Source organism: Cyanobacteria bacterium GSL.Bin1 (assembly GCA_009909085.1).
Taxonomy (GTDB): domain Bacteria; phylum Cyanobacteriota; class Cyanobacteriia; order Cyanobacteriales; family Rubidibacteraceae; genus Halothece.
The window spans coordinates 13,450-29,794 of sequence record JAAANX010000099.1; the positions used below are offsets into that span (position 1 = coordinate 13,450).

At 43.0% G+C, this 16,345-nt stretch carries 12 protein-coding genes and 4 pseudogenes; 7 read left to right on the forward strand and 9 right to left on the reverse strand.

Translation table 11 applies throughout. The features are described 5' to 3' along the window. Positions 1 to 21 precede the first annotated feature (21 nt). Positions 22 to 164: pseudogene (locus tag GVY04_13105) on the reverse strand (XisI protein). Positions 165 to 564: 400 nt separating this feature from the next. Here GVY04_13105 and GVY04_13110 point away from each other — a divergent pair. Then, positions 565 to 836 (forward strand): annotated as a pseudogene (locus GVY04_13110) (hypothetical protein). A 30-nt stretch (positions 837 to 866) separates the two neighbouring features. On the opposite strand, the gene GVY04_13115 reads toward GVY04_13110, so the two are convergent. Continuing rightward, positions 867 to 1,409, reverse strand: a complete 543-nt coding sequence (locus GVY04_13115; GenBank protein NBD17038.1) for a hypothetical protein — start codon at positions 1,407 to 1,409, stop codon at positions 867 to 869. Between the two features lie 337 nt (positions 1,410 to 1,746). On the opposite strand from GVY04_13115, the pseudogene purH reads away from it, so the two are divergent. Continuing rightward, positions 1,747 to 2,004, forward strand: a pseudogene (gene purH / locus GVY04_13120) (bifunctional phosphoribosylaminoimidazolecarboxamide formyltransferase/IMP cyclohydrolase). A 117-nt stretch (positions 2,005 to 2,121) separates the two neighbouring features. After that, positions 2,122 to 2,931, forward strand: coding sequence for a DUF3800 domain-containing protein (locus tag GVY04_13125; protein NBD17039.1), 810 nt, complete (start codon positions 2,122 to 2,124; stop codon positions 2,929 to 2,931). A gap of 340 nt (positions 2,932 to 3,271) precedes the next feature. On the opposite strand, the gene GVY04_13130 is transcribed toward GVY04_13125, so the two are convergent. From GVY04_13130 to gcvH, 3 genes are all read right to left on the reverse strand, one after another. Then, complete coding sequence (locus GVY04_13130; protein NBD17040.1) at positions 3,272 to 3,610, reverse strand: hypothetical protein; 339 nt, start codon at positions 3,608 to 3,610, stop codon at positions 3,272 to 3,274. A gap of 151 nt (positions 3,611 to 3,761) precedes the next feature. Then, positions 3,762 to 6,695, reverse strand: a complete 2,934-nt coding sequence (gcvP, locus tag GVY04_13135; GenBank protein ID NBD17041.1) for an aminomethyl-transferring glycine dehydrogenase — start codon at positions 6,693 to 6,695, stop codon at positions 3,762 to 3,764. Between the two features lie 99 nt (positions 6,696 to 6,794). Continuing rightward, positions 6,795 to 7,184 carry a glycine cleavage system protein GcvH gene (gene gcvH, locus GVY04_13140; protein NBD17042.1) on the reverse strand — a complete coding sequence of 130 codons (390 nt, stop codon included), beginning with the start codon at positions 7,182 to 7,184 and terminating at the stop codon, positions 6,795 to 6,797. A 199-nt stretch (positions 7,185 to 7,383) separates the two neighbouring features. Here gcvH and GVY04_13145 point away from each other — a divergent pair, with 199 nt between their 5' ends. From GVY04_13145 to recA, 4 genes are all read left to right on the forward strand, one after another. Then, on the forward strand, positions 7,384 to 8,142 hold the full coding sequence (locus tag GVY04_13145; protein ID NBD17043.1) for a YebC/PmpR family DNA-binding transcriptional regulator: 759 nt from the start codon (positions 7,384 to 7,386) through the stop codon (positions 8,140 to 8,142). A gap of 157 nt (positions 8,143 to 8,299) precedes the next feature. After that, positions 8,300 to 8,701, forward strand: a complete 402-nt coding sequence (locus tag GVY04_13150; GenBank protein NBD17044.1) for a cupin domain-containing protein — start codon at positions 8,300 to 8,302, stop codon at positions 8,699 to 8,701. Next, positions 8,701 to 9,027, forward strand: coding sequence for an iron-sulfur cluster assembly accessory protein (locus tag GVY04_13155; GenBank protein NBD17045.1), 327 nt, complete (start codon positions 8,701 to 8,703; stop codon positions 9,025 to 9,027). The genes GVY04_13150 and GVY04_13155 overlap by 1 nt, the downstream gene beginning before the upstream one ends. A gap of 177 nt (positions 9,028 to 9,204) precedes the next feature. Further along, positions 9,205 to 10,317: a recombinase RecA gene (recA, locus tag GVY04_13160; GenBank protein ID NBD17046.1), complete on the forward strand. Its 1,113-nt coding sequence runs from the start codon at positions 9,205 to 9,207 to the stop codon at positions 10,315 to 10,317. A 306-nt stretch (positions 10,318 to 10,623) separates the two neighbouring features. On the opposite strand, the pseudogene GVY04_13165 reads toward recA, so the two are convergent. The 4 genes and pseudogenes from GVY04_13165 to GVY04_13180 form a co-directional block, all read right to left on the reverse strand. Then, positions 10,624 to 10,862 (reverse strand): annotated as a pseudogene (locus GVY04_13165) (acetyltransferase). A 290-nt stretch (positions 10,863 to 11,152) separates the two neighbouring features. Further along, on the reverse strand, positions 11,153 to 12,310 hold the full coding sequence (locus GVY04_13170) for a CO2 hydration protein (GenBank protein NBD17047.1): 1,158 nt from the start codon (positions 12,308 to 12,310) through the stop codon (positions 11,153 to 11,155). A 25-nt stretch (positions 12,311 to 12,335) separates the two neighbouring features. Continuing rightward, positions 12,336 to 13,829 carry an NADH-quinone oxidoreductase subunit M gene (locus GVY04_13175; GenBank protein NBD17048.1) on the reverse strand — a complete coding sequence of 498 codons (1,494 nt, stop codon included), beginning with the start codon at positions 13,827 to 13,829 and terminating at the stop codon, positions 12,336 to 12,338. A gap of 87 nt (positions 13,830 to 13,916) precedes the next feature. Next, complete coding sequence (locus GVY04_13180) at positions 13,917 to 15,776, reverse strand: NAD(P)H-quinone oxidoreductase subunit F (protein ID NBD17049.1); 1,860 nt, start codon at positions 15,774 to 15,776, stop codon at positions 13,917 to 13,919. Positions 15,777 to 16,345: the final 569 nt, after the last annotated feature.

Below are 16,345 nucleotides of genomic sequence, written 5' to 3' on the forward strand. Positions count from 1 at the left end.
AGCGCGATCGCGCACGCTTCATCAAGCTGTACCATAATCAGTGTACTTGCGTTTAAGAGGAGGTTGTAACCTAACCCTAACACAATATCTTCTTTTGGAACTCCCATTACAACTAAATCATCCGCAGGATTTTGGTTAGTTAGATCTTGTTGAAGCTAAATTTTTTGGCTCTTCTAGGGTGGTTATGACAAAATAATAGCAAATAATGCCTAAAAAGCTTGCTATGCTTGCTTTACAGAATTGTAAAAATCAAATTTTAGAAAAATTTGATTTTTGTTTCGTTGCACCCCCTGAATTGACTGGGCATTCAGCCGTTATCAATGTATAAATTAGTATATCTAGTCTAGAAGAGCCAATTTTTTCATCTTTAATATCAAAATAAACCATAAGCAGGTACGCAGAATTAATTGCCTATTTTCCAATCTCAAAACTACCACAATGCTTGAGCTTTCCAGCTAGCGGATGTATAATTAATTTTGCATGGGTGCTTACAACGATAAATTTGATGAAACTGTTGCCAGCCAACATTTATCCACTGATCGCCCTCCCATTGGCGTAAGCGCAGGTTCAGTGAAAATTGCTCTCAAACAAGAGGAAATAAAACCAAAGGCGCAACACTAGCAAGTGATGATTTCTTCCCCTTTGATGACTCCGTTCGGACTGTTGCGAAAGTGGGAATTACGACAACTCTTTAATTCGACGGTTTTCGTGATGACGAAGATTCGATTAATGCAGCCAGTGAGTTAGGAGTCGTGATGAGTTTAACGGGAATTCGTCACTTCTTGCATAAGTTCCAAACTGGAGTAGGGGCAAAGCGCTATTTGATCCCACTTTGAATTGATTTGTAGAAGCAAATTGGATTCTTTTCAAGATGTTTGATTCGTACTTGTTGGCTGTTCAATAGGTGCTGGTTGCAGCAAATTGGGAATCAACTTTAATCCAGCATACGTTGCTATTCCTCCTATTGCTACTGCAACCCAAAACGAAGTAGAACTCAGAACTATTAACAACTGTCCTTTCTGAACTTTGGCTAAGTTTTTTTCTCTTTCCTGGCGTTTGCGTGCCTTTTCCAGCAAGTCAGCTAGTTTTGCTTGATCATTATCACTTATTTCTGAATATTTAGGGTCGCGAAAAACTTCTTCTACTATCTCAGGTGGGTAAGATTTCTCAGTTTCACAATTTGCTGTGATAAAAGTTGGTGACTCTACGATCTCTAAATAAATATGCCAACCATAATTGGAATCTTGATGGACTTCTTTGCCTAGTGCAGGAGGCTTCTTAGTGTAAAGATAAGAATTCACTGTTGATCTAGTCAGCCCAAGCTTGCTTCCAATATCTTTAGCTCTGAGACCTGGATGAGATTTGATACATGTTCTAATTTGGTCTGCAATCTTTTTCTGATGAGACATCACAAAACCTTACCTAACGCTAATGTTTAACCAAAACAAACACTGACAAATACCTTGAATTGAAGCAGAATACTTTTGAGCATAAAGCTTCTAACGCTGCAAGTCTATTGTCCAAGTGCATTTGCTTGATTAGGCTTAACTGTATTATAAGTCTATTTTGGTAAATTATAACTTGTTTTAAGTGATTTAATACATTTTTTTATTTAATTTAAAATTTTTGAATGTATGATCTTATGACTGCTACTTCTTTATTGGCAACTAATTTCAACTTGCCATGTTCAAAGGAAAATCTCTTTTTCTTCTTAATCTAATTGACTTAATTTTTGACATAGAGAAACGCGATCGCGCTACGATTGCCGTAGGCGCAGATGCAGTAAAAATTGCTCTCAAACAAGCCGGAGAGAAACTCTAAGGCGCAACACTAGCAAGTGATAGTTTCTTCCCCTTTGATGAGTCCGCTCAGACTGCTACCAAAGTGGGAATTACGACGATTATTCAATTCGGCGGTTCTCGTGGCGACGAAGATTCGATTAAAGCAGCCAATGAGTTAGGAAGCGTGATGATTTTAACGGGAGTTCGTTACTTCTTGCATTAAGGGTTTGAGTTTGTTAGGGGCGAATACTGGTTCGTTCCTAATTTGAAATTTAATTTGTTTTGGGGCGCGCTTCAATATTGTATGATGCTTGAAGTTTGTAACTTAAGTCAATCTTTAATGAGCCAAAAATTTGCTCTTTATATCGATGAAAGTGGAAGTCCAAAACCTAATCCAAAAGACAGAGCTCCATACTTTGCTGTTGGGGGAATATTGATTAAGCATGAGGATGAAGATAGGATTCGCCAAAAAGTTGCTAAATTTAAGGAACGCTGGGAGATCGAAGAAAGCACTCCTCTTCATGGAAATGAGATTAGAAGCCGAAAGAAAAAGTTTGCATGGCTAGGGCGTAGATCACAAAAAGAGCAAAATCAATTTTTGCAAGATTTGACAGATATGATTACTCAATGTCCAATTATCGTACATGGATGCGTGATTTCTCGACAAGGTTATCTTGACCGTTACCTGAACCGCTATGGCAGCGATACTTGGGAAATGATGAAAAGTGCTTTTTCCATCTTGTTAGAGCGAGTTAGCAAATATGTTAGTCTTCAAGATGGGAAAGTGATGGTTTACTTTGAAAAAGCAGGTAAAAAGGAAGACAGGCTGATCAGTAGTTACTTCAATAATGTGAGGTATCAGGGAGCACCCTTCAATCCAGAAACTTCTGGTAAATACCAACCTCTAACATCTAACCAACTTCAGCAAGTCTTAACCGGGATCGAAGGTAAATCGAAAAGTAACCCTATTCTACAAATTGCTGACTTATGCTTGTATCCAGTAGCCAAGTCAAAAGAACAACCTGACAACCTAGCCTTTCAAGCACTAAAACAGCATCAAAAGTTAGTTGATACAGTTTTAGAGTTCAGGGATTTAGGAGTAATGGGAATAAAATACTATTGCTTTGATCATCCAAATTTAAAAAATTAAAACCGCTACCACCTTATTTGGCGCGGTTTAATTCGGCAGTCCTACGACTACCCCTGGGCATAGCCCCTAGTATTTATATTAGTTCAGTATTTATGAATTAGTCAAGCAGGTGCTTGCCGTAGCCAACAGCGAAGTTACATAATCTAGTACCCAAGCCTCACTAGCCACATTTTATGCTCAGCAAGTGCTTTATCTATATTCCGTAAGCCATTAAGAAAGGACAAGCGACGATGCCCTTCAAGAAGATGATAAGGTGACTTTAGTGGTTTCCCGCAGGGAAATCTATATTCACTATCGAGATTGTGAAGTAGAACAATTGGTGTATTCCATGTTCCGTGCTTCAACATGTGATTGGCAAGCCAGTCATCTTTTTTTCGGCACGCAGCTGAATATTACTAAATTTGTCGCAGAAATCCCCACGATCAAATGCTTCACGCCCAGGGATCCAAGCAAGAGGCCATGTTTGTTGTTCAAAATGAAATGTTTCATACCTCAAAAACGCGTATTTTTCAAGATGCCCTTGATGCCAGTAGAACCACTCTGTTAACACTTCTTCTGGCCAATGAGGCAAATGCTCCGTCTGCATTCGCTTTACATACATTTCTGAAGTTTCTAATACTTGACCATCCTCATCTCGATACGGATCAAATTTGCGAATGTACTCATCACGTTCAGACATAACATATACAGAAATTTTATCAACTCTTTGTTTATCAATTCATACTAAATCTAACGTAGCGGCGAACCCATCGCGCTCAAACTGAACCGATAAAAATAAGGTGGGCAATACCCACCTTATCGTGTGCTAATAACTCCTTACCAGTTAAGCGTTACTCGGTGTACGCTTCCATTCCCACACAAGAACAGACTAAATTGCGATCACCGAAAGCATTGTCAATCCGTCCCACACTGGGCCAGAATTTATAATCCCGTAACCAGTCACTGGGATAGGCTGCTTTTTCCCGAGAGTAAGGACGTTGCCAATCATCCCCAATTAGCATTTCATGGGTATGCGGGGCGTGTTTGAGGACATTATCCTCAGCATCCACTTCTCCCGTTTCAATGGCAGCAATTTCTTTGCGGATGGCAATCATTGCATCACAGAAGCGGTCTAATTCTTCTTTCGACTCACTTTCTGTCGGTTCAATCATCATGGTTCCCGCAACAGGCCAAGACACCGTTGGTGCGTGGAAACCAAAGTCCATTAACCGCTTCGCAATATCATCCACACCAATATTGGCGCTCTTCTTGACTAAACGCAAGTCAATAATACATTCGTGCGCCACTAAATCCGCATTCCCTTTGTATAACACCGGATAGTGTTCATCCAAACGGTGCGCCATATAGTTCGCGTTGAGAATCGCGACTTTGCTGGCGTGAGTGAGTCCAGTTCCGCCCATCATGGCAATAAACATCCAAGAAATCGGCAGAATACTAGGGCTTCCCCAAGGCGCAGCAGCAACCGCACCAATGGCTTGTTCACCGCCGGTTTCAATGACAGGATGACGGGGAAGGAACGGTTTTAAGTGGTCTTGTACCCCAATGGGACCCATACCAGGACCACCGCCACCGTGGGGGATACAGAAGGTTTTGTGCAAGTTGAGGTGACAAACATCTGCGCCATAATCCCCAGGACGACATAAGCCCAGTTGCGCGTTCATATTTGCCCCATCGAGATACACTTGTCCGCCGTGTTGGTGAACGGTTTCGCAGATGGTTTGAATTTCGGTTTCAAATACCCCGTGGGTAGAGGGATACGTAACCATTAACGCAGCGAGATTATCACTGTGTTTTTCTGCTTTGGTGCGTAAGTCATCAAGGTCGATGTCTCCCCGTTCATTACACTGAATGGGAACGACTTTCATCCCACACATAACCGCACTAGCCGGGTTGGTTCCATGTGCAGATTCAGGAATTAAGCAAATATTGCGATGACCTTGTCCGCGGGTTTGATGGTACTGACGGATCACCAGTAGTCCTGTATATTCCCCTTGTGCGCCCGCATTGGGTTGCAGAGAAATATCAGCAAAGCCTGTAATCTCAGATAACCACGTTTCGAGCTGCTCAAATAGGGTTTGATAGCCTTTCGTCTGAGATTTCGGGGCAAAAGGATGAATTTTGCCAAATTCTGCCCAAGTTACCGGATACATCTCAGCAGCAGCATTGAGCTTCATCGTACAAGATCCCAAGGGAATCATGGATGTGGTTAACGATAAATCTTTGCTTTGGAGATGGTTGAGATAACGAACCAGTTTCGTTTCCGAGTGATACTGATTAAAGACTGCTTCTGTAAGATAGCTGCTAGTACGATTAAACAGTTCGGGAAATTCAAACGTTAATTCAGGAACTAATTCCTCTAGCGAAAACGGAAGGGTATCTTTCCCAGCAAACAACTGTAAAAGACTGGTTACTTCTTCTACGGTTGTTGTTTCATCCAAACTTACTCCAACTGCACCATCAGCATAGCTGCGCAAGTTAATTTGCTGTTGTTCTGCTGCTTGCAGAATCGCTTGCTGGGTTTGTGGTGCGTTCTCAGTTTCGATTTTTAAGGTGTCAAAGTAAGGTTCATCCGCAATGGTATAACCAATACGTTTTAAACCTTCTGCTAAGGTGACAGTCAAACGATGCACTTTTTCCGCAATGCGTTTGATACCGTCGGGACCATGATAGACCCCATACATGGAAGCAATCACCGCGAGTAACACTTGCGCGGTGCAAATATTACTGGTTGCGCGATCGCGCCGAATGTGCTGCTCTCGCGTCTGCAACGCGAGGCGGAGCGCCGGTTTTCCTTGTGTATCTTTAGAAACGCCGACCAGTCTACCCGGTAATTGACGTTTATATTTCTCTTTCGTTGCGAAGTAAGCGGCGTGTGGTCCACCATACCCTAACGGTACCCCAAACCGTTGGGTAGAGCCCACTGCGATATCAGCCCCCCATTCTCCGGGAGGGGTTAATAGCGCCAGACTCAAGGGATCCGCTGCCACCGTTACTAACGCTTTCTGTTCATGGGCTTTTTCCACAAAATCCCGATAGTCACAAATTTTGCCTTCTGTGGTCGGATATTGTAGTAAAGCACCAAAAATAGGCGTACTAAAGTCAAATTCGCGGTGATTGCCCACCAGAATGTCTAATCCTAGAGGTTGCGCCCGCGTTTGTAGGACTTCAATTGTTTGCGGATGGCATTCCTCCGAAACAAAGAAAGTCGTAGCTTTACTTTTAGAAACGCCGACACTCATGCTCATCGCTTCCGCTGCCGCGGTTGCTTCATCTAACAGGGAGGCATTGGCAATTTCCAATCCTGTTAAATCACTAATCATGGTTTGGAAATTGAGTAATGCTTCTAAGCGCCCTTGGGCAATTTCGGGTTGATACGGCGTATAAGCGGTGTACCAGCCTGGATTTTCTAAGATGTTCCGTTGAATTGCAGCCGGGGTAATACAGTCGTAATAACCCATGCCAATAAAAGAGCGAAACACCTGATTTTCTGACGCGATCGCGCGCAGTTGTTTCAGGGCTTCATGTTCACTTTTTTGTTCCGGTAGATCTAACGGCTTTTGCAAGCGAATCGAACTGGGAACCGTCTCATCAATGAGCGCATCCAACGAAGAAAAGCCTAATGCCTTGAGCATCTGGTCAATTTCTTCCGATGTCGGATCAACGTGACGATTCACGAACTGATCCTCTAATCCCAGAACTTCTTCCACGGGGGAACGCTGTTGTTTCGTTGTCGTTTGTCTTGTTCTTGAATCTAAACTAACCATAGAAAACGGATATGTTTACTACACTAAAGAACTTAGCGAGTCCTCCTGTATCAATTTGTAACAAATTTGGCGGGGAAGATTAATTTTTCTCCCCAAACTTTATTCTCCTTCAACTTTAGCCCGATATTCATCTGCCGAAAGGGCGTCATTGACTTCTTCTGGGTTACTAAGCTGCACTTTCAACAGCCAGCCCGCACCATAGGGATCTTCTACAATTGTTTCTGGGGCATCAACCACAGCGGTATTTTGTTCAATGACTTTGCCCGATACCGGCGCATACATATCTTCTACCGCTTTCACTGATTCCACAGTGCCAAAGGTTTCTCCCTTTTCCAACGTTTCATCAACATCCGGGAGTTCAACAAAAACAATATCTCCCAGTTGATCCACGGCAAAGGCACTAATGCCAATGGTTGCCGTTTCACCCTCTACTCGCACGTATTCGTGGGAGTCAAGGTATTTCAAATCGCTAGGATATTCAAGCGCCATATCGTCTCCTCAGTACAATTGGTATGATGCTAGAGGGTTGTCGTAACCCTACCCTGCTTAGTTTACAACGTCATCGGAGCCAGAGGTAGATTTAGGGATAGGGAATGAAACCTAATGATGTCGTCCTTTGTCGGATTACAATAACCAAGCGACGAATGACGAATAACCAATGACTAAGGACGAATGACGAATAACCAATATGGCAGGACATAGTAAGTGGGCAAATATTAAACGGCAAAAAGCGCGTGTCGATGCCAAAAAAGGGAAAACCTTTACCCAACTGTCTCGCGCCATCATTGTGGCAGCACGCAATGGGGGACCGGATCCTGAAGCAAATTTTCAATTGCGAACAGCAATCGACAAAGCTAAAGCCGCCAGCATCCCCAACGATAATATTGAGCGCGCGATCGCGAAAGGTGCGGGAACCATGGGAAGTGATGAAGCCCAACTCGAAGCGATTCGTTATGAAGGCTATGGTCCGGGTGGCGTAGCAATTCTCATTGAAGCCCTCACCGATAATCGCAATCGCACCGCAGCCGATTTACGCTCCGCGTTTTCTAAAAATGGGGGCAACTTAGGTGAAACGGGCTGTGTCAGTTGGATGTTTGAACAAAAGGGCGTGGTGCGTTTAGAAGGAGAAGTTGATGAAGAGGAGCTGTTAGAAGTCTCTGTGGAAGGGGGCGCAGAAACCTATGAGATGAATGATGATCCCGGTGCTGAAGTCTTTACCGAAGCCACCCATCTCGAACAGCTGAATCAAACTTTACTGGAACAGGGTTTTCCGGTGAAAGAAGCAGAATTACGCTGGCTCGCGAATAACTCTGTTAAAATAAGTGATTCAGAGCAAGCAAAATTGTTGCTGAGACTCATGGATGCTTTGGAGGAATTGGATGATGTGCAAAATGTAACAGCTAATTTTGACATGGCGGATGACCTGATATTTGAAAATAGCAAATAATAAAAAAAAATTAAGTCATGATTATACTTTTTCAGGGGAGAGTTATGGCAAAATTTAGGATAAGTGATCTCTCCGAAATTTTTTGATTCCTCATTGCCTTGCTCTGAGATCGCTGTGTGTTCCAGCCTTCAGTATTAATAATTAATAGAGAAAAATTATGTCTAACACAGAAACTCTGACATTTGCCTCCGCTCTCCAATTTTCTGCAGCAACAGAAACCGAATCTCGTCCGTGGGGATCCTTTACCACCCTTGAAGAAGGGAGTGGATATAAAATCAAGCGGATTGAGGTCAAGCCTGGACATCGCTTGAGTTTACAAATGCATCACCACCGCAGTGAACACTGGATTGTTGTGTCAGGAACAGCAAAAGTTATTTGCGGCGATCACGAAGAAATTTTAACCACCAATCAGTCCACATATGTTCCCCAGTGTACGGCTCACCGTCTCGAAAACCCTGGTGTTATTAATTTGGTCCTCATTGAAGTCCAAAATGGAGAATATTTAGGGGAAGATGATATTATTCGCTTTCAGGACGATTATGCTCGCCATTCAGCTTAATGATTCAAATTAGTGATGCTGCTCGAAAAGAAATTAAGCGCATTCAAGCCACTCGTGGGCAAGAAGCTTGCTATCTGCGATTAGGCGTCGAAGAAGGAGGGTGTTCTGGACTGTATTACACCCTAGGCTGGGCACCAGCAATTGGCACCAGCGATCGCGTCTACCCTCAACCTGATTTTTCGGTGGTCATTGATGAAAAAAGCTTTCCTTATCTTCATCAATTGACCCTCGATTATACCGAAGATTTAATGGGAGGGGGTTTCCGCTTTAAAAATCCACAAGCGGTTAATACTTGCAGTTGTGGTTTATCTTTTGCTTTGAGTTAATCACTCACCCGTTCTTTCCGAACGTAGAGCTCTCAAGTCAGTGCAAAAATCTCTAGCATCAGAGTTTTTGCACTATTTTATCCGTAAAGTTGATTAATTATTCATCATTTGAGTGCAAAGTAGATACAATAGAACAACATTGCTCAAATAAGCTCATGGAGAGAGTCCGTTACCACAATGGCAACAACCACCACAATGACCAATAATCCCGATAAAGAGAAAGCATTGAACTTGGTTCTCAATCAAATCGAGCGCAATTTTGGTAAAGGTTCGATCATGCGTCTTGGGGATGCAGCGCAGATGAAGGTAGAAACCATCCCTACCGGTGCTCATACCCTTGATATTGCCTTGGGAGGAGGATTACCCAAGGGGAGAATTATTGAAATCTACGGTCCAGAAAGTTCAGGGAAAACAACATTAGCCCTCCACGCGATCGCGGAAGCCCAAAAAGCAGGAGGCGTTGCTGCTTTTGTGGATGCCGAACACGCGCTAGATCCCACTTATTCTGATGCATTAGGCGTTGATATTGAAAACCTTTTAGTCTCTCAACCGGATACGGGTGAATCGGCGTTAGAAATTGTGGATCAACTGGTGCGTTCAGCTGCTGTGGATATTGTTGTTGTCGATTCTGTAGCAGCCTTAACCCCCCGTGCTGAAATTGAAGGGGAAATGGGAGACACGCAAGTGGGTTTACAAGCCCGTTTAATGAGTAAAGCCCTGCGGAAAATTGCTGGTAATATTGGTAAATCGGGTTGTACGGTGATCTTTCTCAACCAACTCCGACAAAAAATTGGGGTGACTTACGGTAGTCCAGAAGTAACAACTGGTGGTAATGCCCTGAAGTTTTATTGTTCCGTACGTCTTGACATTAGACGGATTCAAACCTTGAAAAAGGGAAGTGAAGGAGAATATGGCATTCGGGCGAAAGTAAAAGTTGCTAAGAATAAAGTTGCTCCTCCCTTTCGCATTGCTGAGTTTGACATTATCTTCGGACATGGGATTTCTCAGCTGGGCTGCTTAGTCGATATTGCCGAACAAACCGATGTCATTAATCGTAAAGGTGCTTGGTATAGCTATCAGGGAGATAATATTGCCCAAGGGCGTGACAATACGATCAAATATTTAGAGGACAATCCAGAAAAAGTCGCTGAAATAGAAGCTGCCGTTCACGAAAAAATTGAGATGGGGGCACTTGTACCAGCTAATTCGGCTACGAATAAAAAATCTAAGAAAAATAGTGAAGCAACTGATGCTGAGTTTTCTGAAACGTCTGAAGCAGAAGAAGAGTAGGTTCCTTTTTCAGTTACGTTCCCAAAAGTGCCATATCTTATTGGCTTTGCCAGATCGCACTACTTTCTCTTCAATGAGACTTCTCGATCAGTCTCCAATGCTGGAGTTCTGGTTAGAGATTACGCCTTCCTTCCGTTTAGGAAGGCGCCTGTCCTCACGCTTTGCTCCGGTGACTGTTGGTCAAAATAAAATTGAAAAAGGGTAATCTGATTTGTCACAGATTACCCGAAAACGACCACTCTGCACTTCGGATGAGGGCTAGAGAACAGAGTTTTCCGATGACCGTTGGTCAGCATTTACCTCTTCTTACCGACGCGCAACCACTTTTTTTTGAGGCAAGTGTTGTAAATAAGCCGGATCTAGCCAGCATTGGGGTAAACTTTCTCCAGAAGGAAAGTCAAGTCTTCTTTAGAAAAAGTTTCTGGATCTTGCATTTCTTCTCCGGCATGAAAACGCCCTTGAATCATTTTTTCCCCAGGATTGTAAATTTCAGGTACAGTGAGGACTTCTACCAAATCACCGCTGGGTTTATGTTTTAAGAACATAAAAACCTCCTTCATGTTATGAATCCCTGATAATTTAAATGTAGCCTAAAAAGGGGACACCGCATATCACAAAATGTAAAAATAGTCACTCCACTTCCCTACAGTTTCAGCTTTTTTACGGTGCCCATTTTCTAAAATCGTAAGGGTTCAGAAGACTAGGGGTGGCATTGCAATTTACGCCAACAAGCCTCTCTAGAATCAAGTTTTGGTGATATCCCCTTCCCTGAAGATGACCGTTGGTTAAGGGTTCTGGCGATTTTTAATCTTGCTCTCACCCTCTAAAGATTCAGCTAGAAGACTGACTCAGGATTATTATAATCAGCATTTGCGAGTTTTAAGCGTGTATTTAGGATTTTATCCATCCATTGCTCCAGATAACGCCGATTTTCTCGCTTTTCTTCTAAATGAGTTGTATCAAAGGGGTGAGGCGCAAGTCCTTTCACAGCTGCTGTGGTTACACAAAACATTGACTTTTGGAAACTTTGACAAATTTTGACTAATAAGTCACCTTCACCGCGCCCCGACTGTTGATAAAAGTCTCGCAAATAATCCGGAAGATAATGCCTCATATCCTGCATTAATAATGTGGGTGGAACACCTGCGGTTCCTGTCGCAATCACATCTGCATTCAAAGCCCCATACGCAAACTCTTCTTGTTGCACTGGAATTTGGTAGGCTTGGGCATTGAAAGAAACCAAACCCGGAAAAGGGGTGCCACGGAAGAAAATCGATTCAACATAAGGAATGGCTGTATCCGGGAGGAAAGTGAGTCCGGCTGATTTGGGAATTAAATCGTACACTTCACCGCGAATTTTGACGCGATAAGTGATCGGTGTATTCGCATCAGCCACTAAACCCTGTTTAATGTGTTCAACCACCTCAGGAATGGATTGAATTTCTCCCTTTAAATAGCGATCGCTGAGTTCTAAGAAGATCTTACTCATAATCGTCCAGAAATCGCCCAAGCCCTTATAATAAGCCATTTGACGCAAATGTTCCGGTAAAAAGTCATTGAAAATGGCGTGAACTCCCCTCATCAAAGGATTCCATTTAAACTTAGCCTGAATCACTTGCTCTGCCGCTTCGCGAAATTCAGGGCTATCTAAATAAGCATCTAACCCCCCGCCCCCATGCCACATCATCGCTCGCATGGTATATTCAGCATATTCATAATTAATGCGATCATGCCACCAATGACGCAACAATTTTTGGGGAGTGACTTTGCCATTAAAATACTTAAAGAAATTGAAGAAGATTAAAAACTGTTCTTCTGCAATATATTTCAAGTTTTGGGCATAGGCATCTAAGACGACCCCATAACTTTTCAAAATTCCGACCACTTCAATCAAATTCGTTGGAGAATCTTTTAACAATGCTTCTCCAGCTTCTAAACGATAGATATCTTCGGCGAGGCGATGTTGAGACGGTTCAAACTGTGTGGCTACCATAATGATTATTTTTTATACTGTCTTGCTAGTGATTGCCAGTTAATTGTTGACTAACGATGGTTTCTGTATTGACTTGCGATAAAGCCGCGGTTTCGGTTTCACTCCAACGGACTAGCCAACTGGGTTGTAAGCCTAAAGCAACAATCAAAACAGCTAAAACAACTGCTGGAATTCGATCCGACCAAGGGACAGCGGGTAAGTTACTAAAAGCTTGGGGTAACCGGCCAAAAAAGACACGGTTAATCATGAGTAGGAAGTAAACAGCAGTTAATCCCGTTCCCACTAAACAAAATAAAGTTGCAATGGGAAACATTGAGAAGGTGGCGCGAAAGACTAAAAATTCGGAGATAAAGCCGACCATTCCTGGAATCCCAGCACTTGCCATGACCCCTAAAATCATTAAACTGCCAATAATGGGTAAACCTCGTTCTGGGTTGAGTAATCCTCTTAATGTTTCCACATCCCGCGTTCCGGTTTTCTTACCTACGGTTCCCACTAAGAGGAATAATAACGCTGAAATCAGACCATGACTGATCATTTGTGCCACAGCAGCGACCAAACTTAACGGGGTCGCCGCAGCAGCGGCGAGTAAAATATACGCCATATGTGCAATGGAAGAATAGGCAACGACGCGTTTCATGTCCTTTTGCGAAATGGCAGCTAACGCACCAAATAACGCACTAATTGCTGCCCAGATTGCTAAATAAGGGGCGAGAACTGACCAGGCATCAGGAAATAAGCCAATGCCAAAACGTAAAATGCCATAGGTTCCCAGTTTAAGGAGGACACCGGCTAATAAGACAGAAATTGGGGTTGAGGCTTCGACGTGAGCATCCGGAAGCCAAGTGTGGAAGGGAAAAATCGGAATTTTGATGCCAAATCCCGCCAGAAGAATCAGCAACAGGATAATTTGACTGCCTAAGGGCAGAACCTGTGCTTGTAAAGGTTCATAATCGAAACTAGAAGCATCGGTGAGCCAAACGATACCCAGGAAAGAGGCTAAGACTAATGCGCCGGAAATGGCAGTGTAGAGTAAGAATTTTGTTGCTGCATAACCTCGGTTTTCTCCCCCCCAAATGGCAATGAGGAAATAAAGGGGAATGAGTTCAATTTCGTAGAACAGGAAGAAGAGAAGGACATTTTGCGCTAAAAACGCGCCGGCTGTTCCTGCACTGAGGAGGAGTAAGAGAGCATAGTAAAAGCGCGATCGCGCAATTTTGGGAGGACTGGTATAAATGGCAATTAAGGTGAGAAAGCTATTAATAAAAATCAGCGGTAAGGCTAAGCCATCAACGCCCAGATAATAATTGAGTCCCAGTTGTTCCAGCCAAGGCAAGGATTCTGATATAAAGAGCCCTTCTTGGGTGGGATCAAATTGCAAGCCAATGGCAAAAGTTATAGCCAGTAAGAGACTACCAATTATTAAAGCGAAAGGGCGTGACTTTTCTGCTTGTTGATCCGGTAAAAAACCGATGATGATACCACCGATCACAGGAATCCAAATTAAAGTACTCAGCATTTTTTCGTTATTTATTATTTGTTATGTTTTGCCATTGCCAATCACGGGTGACGAATGTACAGACATTCCATGGAACGTCTCTCATGACTAAAACGGCCACTTAATCAAAAGCGTCAACAATAAAGCACCACTAATCAAAATGGTCAGTAAGTAAAATTGGGATTGTCCAGATGCACTATATTTCAAGCTTTGACCACTGAAGAGGGTACCAAAGCCAATTAAGTTCACCACACCATCAATGATGTATCGATCGAGCCAAGCACTAAATTTAGACGCCAGTTCCACAGCTAAGACCACAGTCCAACGATACACCCGCTCTAGATAAAAGTCGTAAGCCAGAAAATCTTGGAGAAACCGAGAACTGCTGCGAACCGGTCGCATCCAGGTGCGAGGAAGCGCGATTGTTGCCCCTAAAATTACACCGACGGCACCCGATAAGACGAGTAGTAACATCTCCGGTTGATTCAGTACGGTGGCAGTGCTAGCAATTGAACCGGTTTGGGCAAACCACAGTTGCCAACGCTGGGGAATTAAGGGGGCAAGCAGCGCGATCACCATGACACTGACCATCGGAAACGCCATTGGCCAGTTGACTTCTGGGGCGCGTCGCGTTTTCGCTTGCGGTTTTCCAAGAAAGACGAGACGAAACACTCGAGTTAAGTTGATCGCACTGAGGCTATTAATCAGCATAATGAAGGGTAATAGCCATTCCGGAAGCGTTTTAAAACTCTCAATCCATTGTCCCATCACCCAAAAGTTACCGAGAGGCAATAAAACAACTAAACCGGAGGCACCCACCAAAAAAGAAAGGGTCGTTACGGGCATTCTTGACCATAATCCCCCCATCTGCGTAATATTTTGGTCATTGGTGGTGAGAATGATCGAGCCGACAGTCATAAACATCAGGGTTTTCGCGATCGCGTGGATCAACAATAACAATAAGGCAATATCTAAGCGCCCAAAGCCAACGGCAACAAACACTAACCCTAAATAGACACTCGTCGAGTGAGAGAGCGTCCGTTTTAAATCAATTTGCGCGATCGCGACAAAAGAAGCCCCCACAGCAGTCACTAGCCCCACCGCAATTAACACTTCTCCCACTAGCGGTGAGAGTTCAAAAATCGGATGCAACTTAATCAATACATAAGCCCCAGCGGTAACTACAATCGAATTCCGCATTAAAGACGCCGGACTCGGCGCTTCCATGGCTTCATCTAACCACAAATTTAGAGGAAATTGGGCACATTTTCCAACCGGTCCCGCAATTAGGGCTAAACCAAGTAACGTTGCGCTGAAAGGGGCTAAATTGGCATTGGTACTCCAAGCACCAATTTCAGTAAATGTCAAGCCAACCCCATAACTAGAAAGCGCGACCACCCCCATCAGCAGAATAATATCGCCGACACGCTTGGTTAAAAAGGCATCCCGGGCAGCAGTCACCACTAAAGGTTGAGCGTACCAAAATCCCACTAACAAGTAGGTAGAGAGGGTTAAAAGCTCTAGCAAACCATAACTTAACAGTAAAGAATCACTAAGGGCAATTCCACATAAAGCGGCTTCAAAAAAGCCCATTAAACCGTAAAATCGCGCCAGTGACCAATCTTTTTCCATATAACCTAAGCCATAGATCAGAGTAACAACAGTAATGCCTGTAACTAACTCTAAGGCCCCGATACTAATCGGAGAAATTTCAATGGCTAAAGTCAGGTCTAAGTCAGCTACTTTCAACCAATGAAAGATCAATTCTTGGGGGGGTTTTTCCCAAATTAGAATAAATGCTGCTGACCCGTGAACAAACGCGATCAAGCTCATCAATAAATTAATATAAGCGGCTGGTCGCGGTCCGGTTCGACGAATTAATCTCATTGACCAAGGAAGGGTCAATACCGCCCCTATTAGTCCATAGAAGGGGATTAAGACGGTTCCTTGTACTAACAAATCGCCCATACAAAAAATTTTCCTTAACTAACAATATTAATTTTAAATTAAATCGGTTGCTATCTTCTACTAAGACCACCTCTTTTCCTGAAAAAGCGCCTAAATTTGACTAACTAAGTGCAAGAATATTCCGTTAATTATTCTGATCGGTTTTACTTAGTAAAGTGCTTTATTTGTGACTGTGTTTGTATTAAATAAACTCGAATGCTGATAATGCTTATGGTAAAGATTAGAAAATATTATCGTTATAAATAAGGACAATTACCTAGAGAAAAAAAGACTGTTGTGGTGCGTGATCATCCGACAATAAAAAGCATTTCATCAATAGCGATCAGGCGTGACCTGTCAATCAAGTTTCAGAGATTGATTTTTTCTTGACGCCATTATCAGAATTTTTAAACGGTCCTATCCAATTCTCCTTATAGAGTTGTCCCGCCCCAGACAATTATAAAACAGTCTTCTCATTCTCGATAGAGAGAAGCATCTCCTCGTCTCGGAATCATAACCAATCATCAATATTAAAAAATATTAAACAGAGTAATTTGAAAATATTATGATATTTTATATTGTCAAAAGCG

Excerpts from the sequence above, each read along its gene's own strand:
- GVY04_13115 (NBD17038.1), bottom strand. The coding sequence starts at position 1,409 with ATGTCTCATCAGAAAAAGATTGCAGACCAAATTAGAACATGTATCAAA.
- GVY04_13125 (NBD17039.1), top strand. The coding sequence starts at position 2,122 with ATGAGCCAAAAATTTGCTCTTTATATCGATGAAAGTGGAAGTCCAAAA.
- GVY04_13130 (NBD17040.1), bottom strand. The coding sequence starts at position 3,610 with ATGTCTGAACGTGATGAGTACATTCGCAAATTTGATCCGTATCGAGAT.
- gcvP (NBD17041.1), bottom strand. The coding sequence starts at position 6,695 with ATGGTTAGTTTAGATTCAAGAACAAGACAAACGACAACGAAACAACAG.
- gcvH (NBD17042.1), bottom strand. The coding sequence starts at position 7,184 with ATGGCGCTTGAATATCCTAGCGATTTGAAATACCTTGACTCCCACGAA.
- GVY04_13145 (NBD17043.1), top strand. The coding sequence starts at position 7,384 with ATGGCAGGACATAGTAAGTGGGCAAATATTAAACGGCAAAAAGCGCGT.
- GVY04_13150 (NBD17044.1), top strand. The coding sequence starts at position 8,300 with ATGTCTAACACAGAAACTCTGACATTTGCCTCCGCTCTCCAATTTTCT.
- GVY04_13155 (NBD17045.1), top strand. The coding sequence starts at position 8,701 with ATGATTCAAATTAGTGATGCTGCTCGAAAAGAAATTAAGCGCATTCAA.
- recA (NBD17046.1), top strand. The coding sequence starts at position 9,205 with ATGGCAACAACCACCACAATGACCAATAATCCCGATAAAGAGAAAGCA.
- GVY04_13170 (NBD17047.1), bottom strand. The coding sequence starts at position 12,310 with ATGGTAGCCACACAGTTTGAACCGTCTCAACATCGCCTCGCCGAAGAT.
- GVY04_13175 (NBD17048.1), bottom strand. The coding sequence starts at position 13,829 with ATGCTGAGTACTTTAATTTGGATTCCTGTGATCGGTGGTATCATCATC.
- GVY04_13180 (NBD17049.1), bottom strand. The coding sequence starts at position 15,776 with ATGGGCGATTTGTTAGTACAAGGAACCGTCTTAATCCCCTTCTATGGA.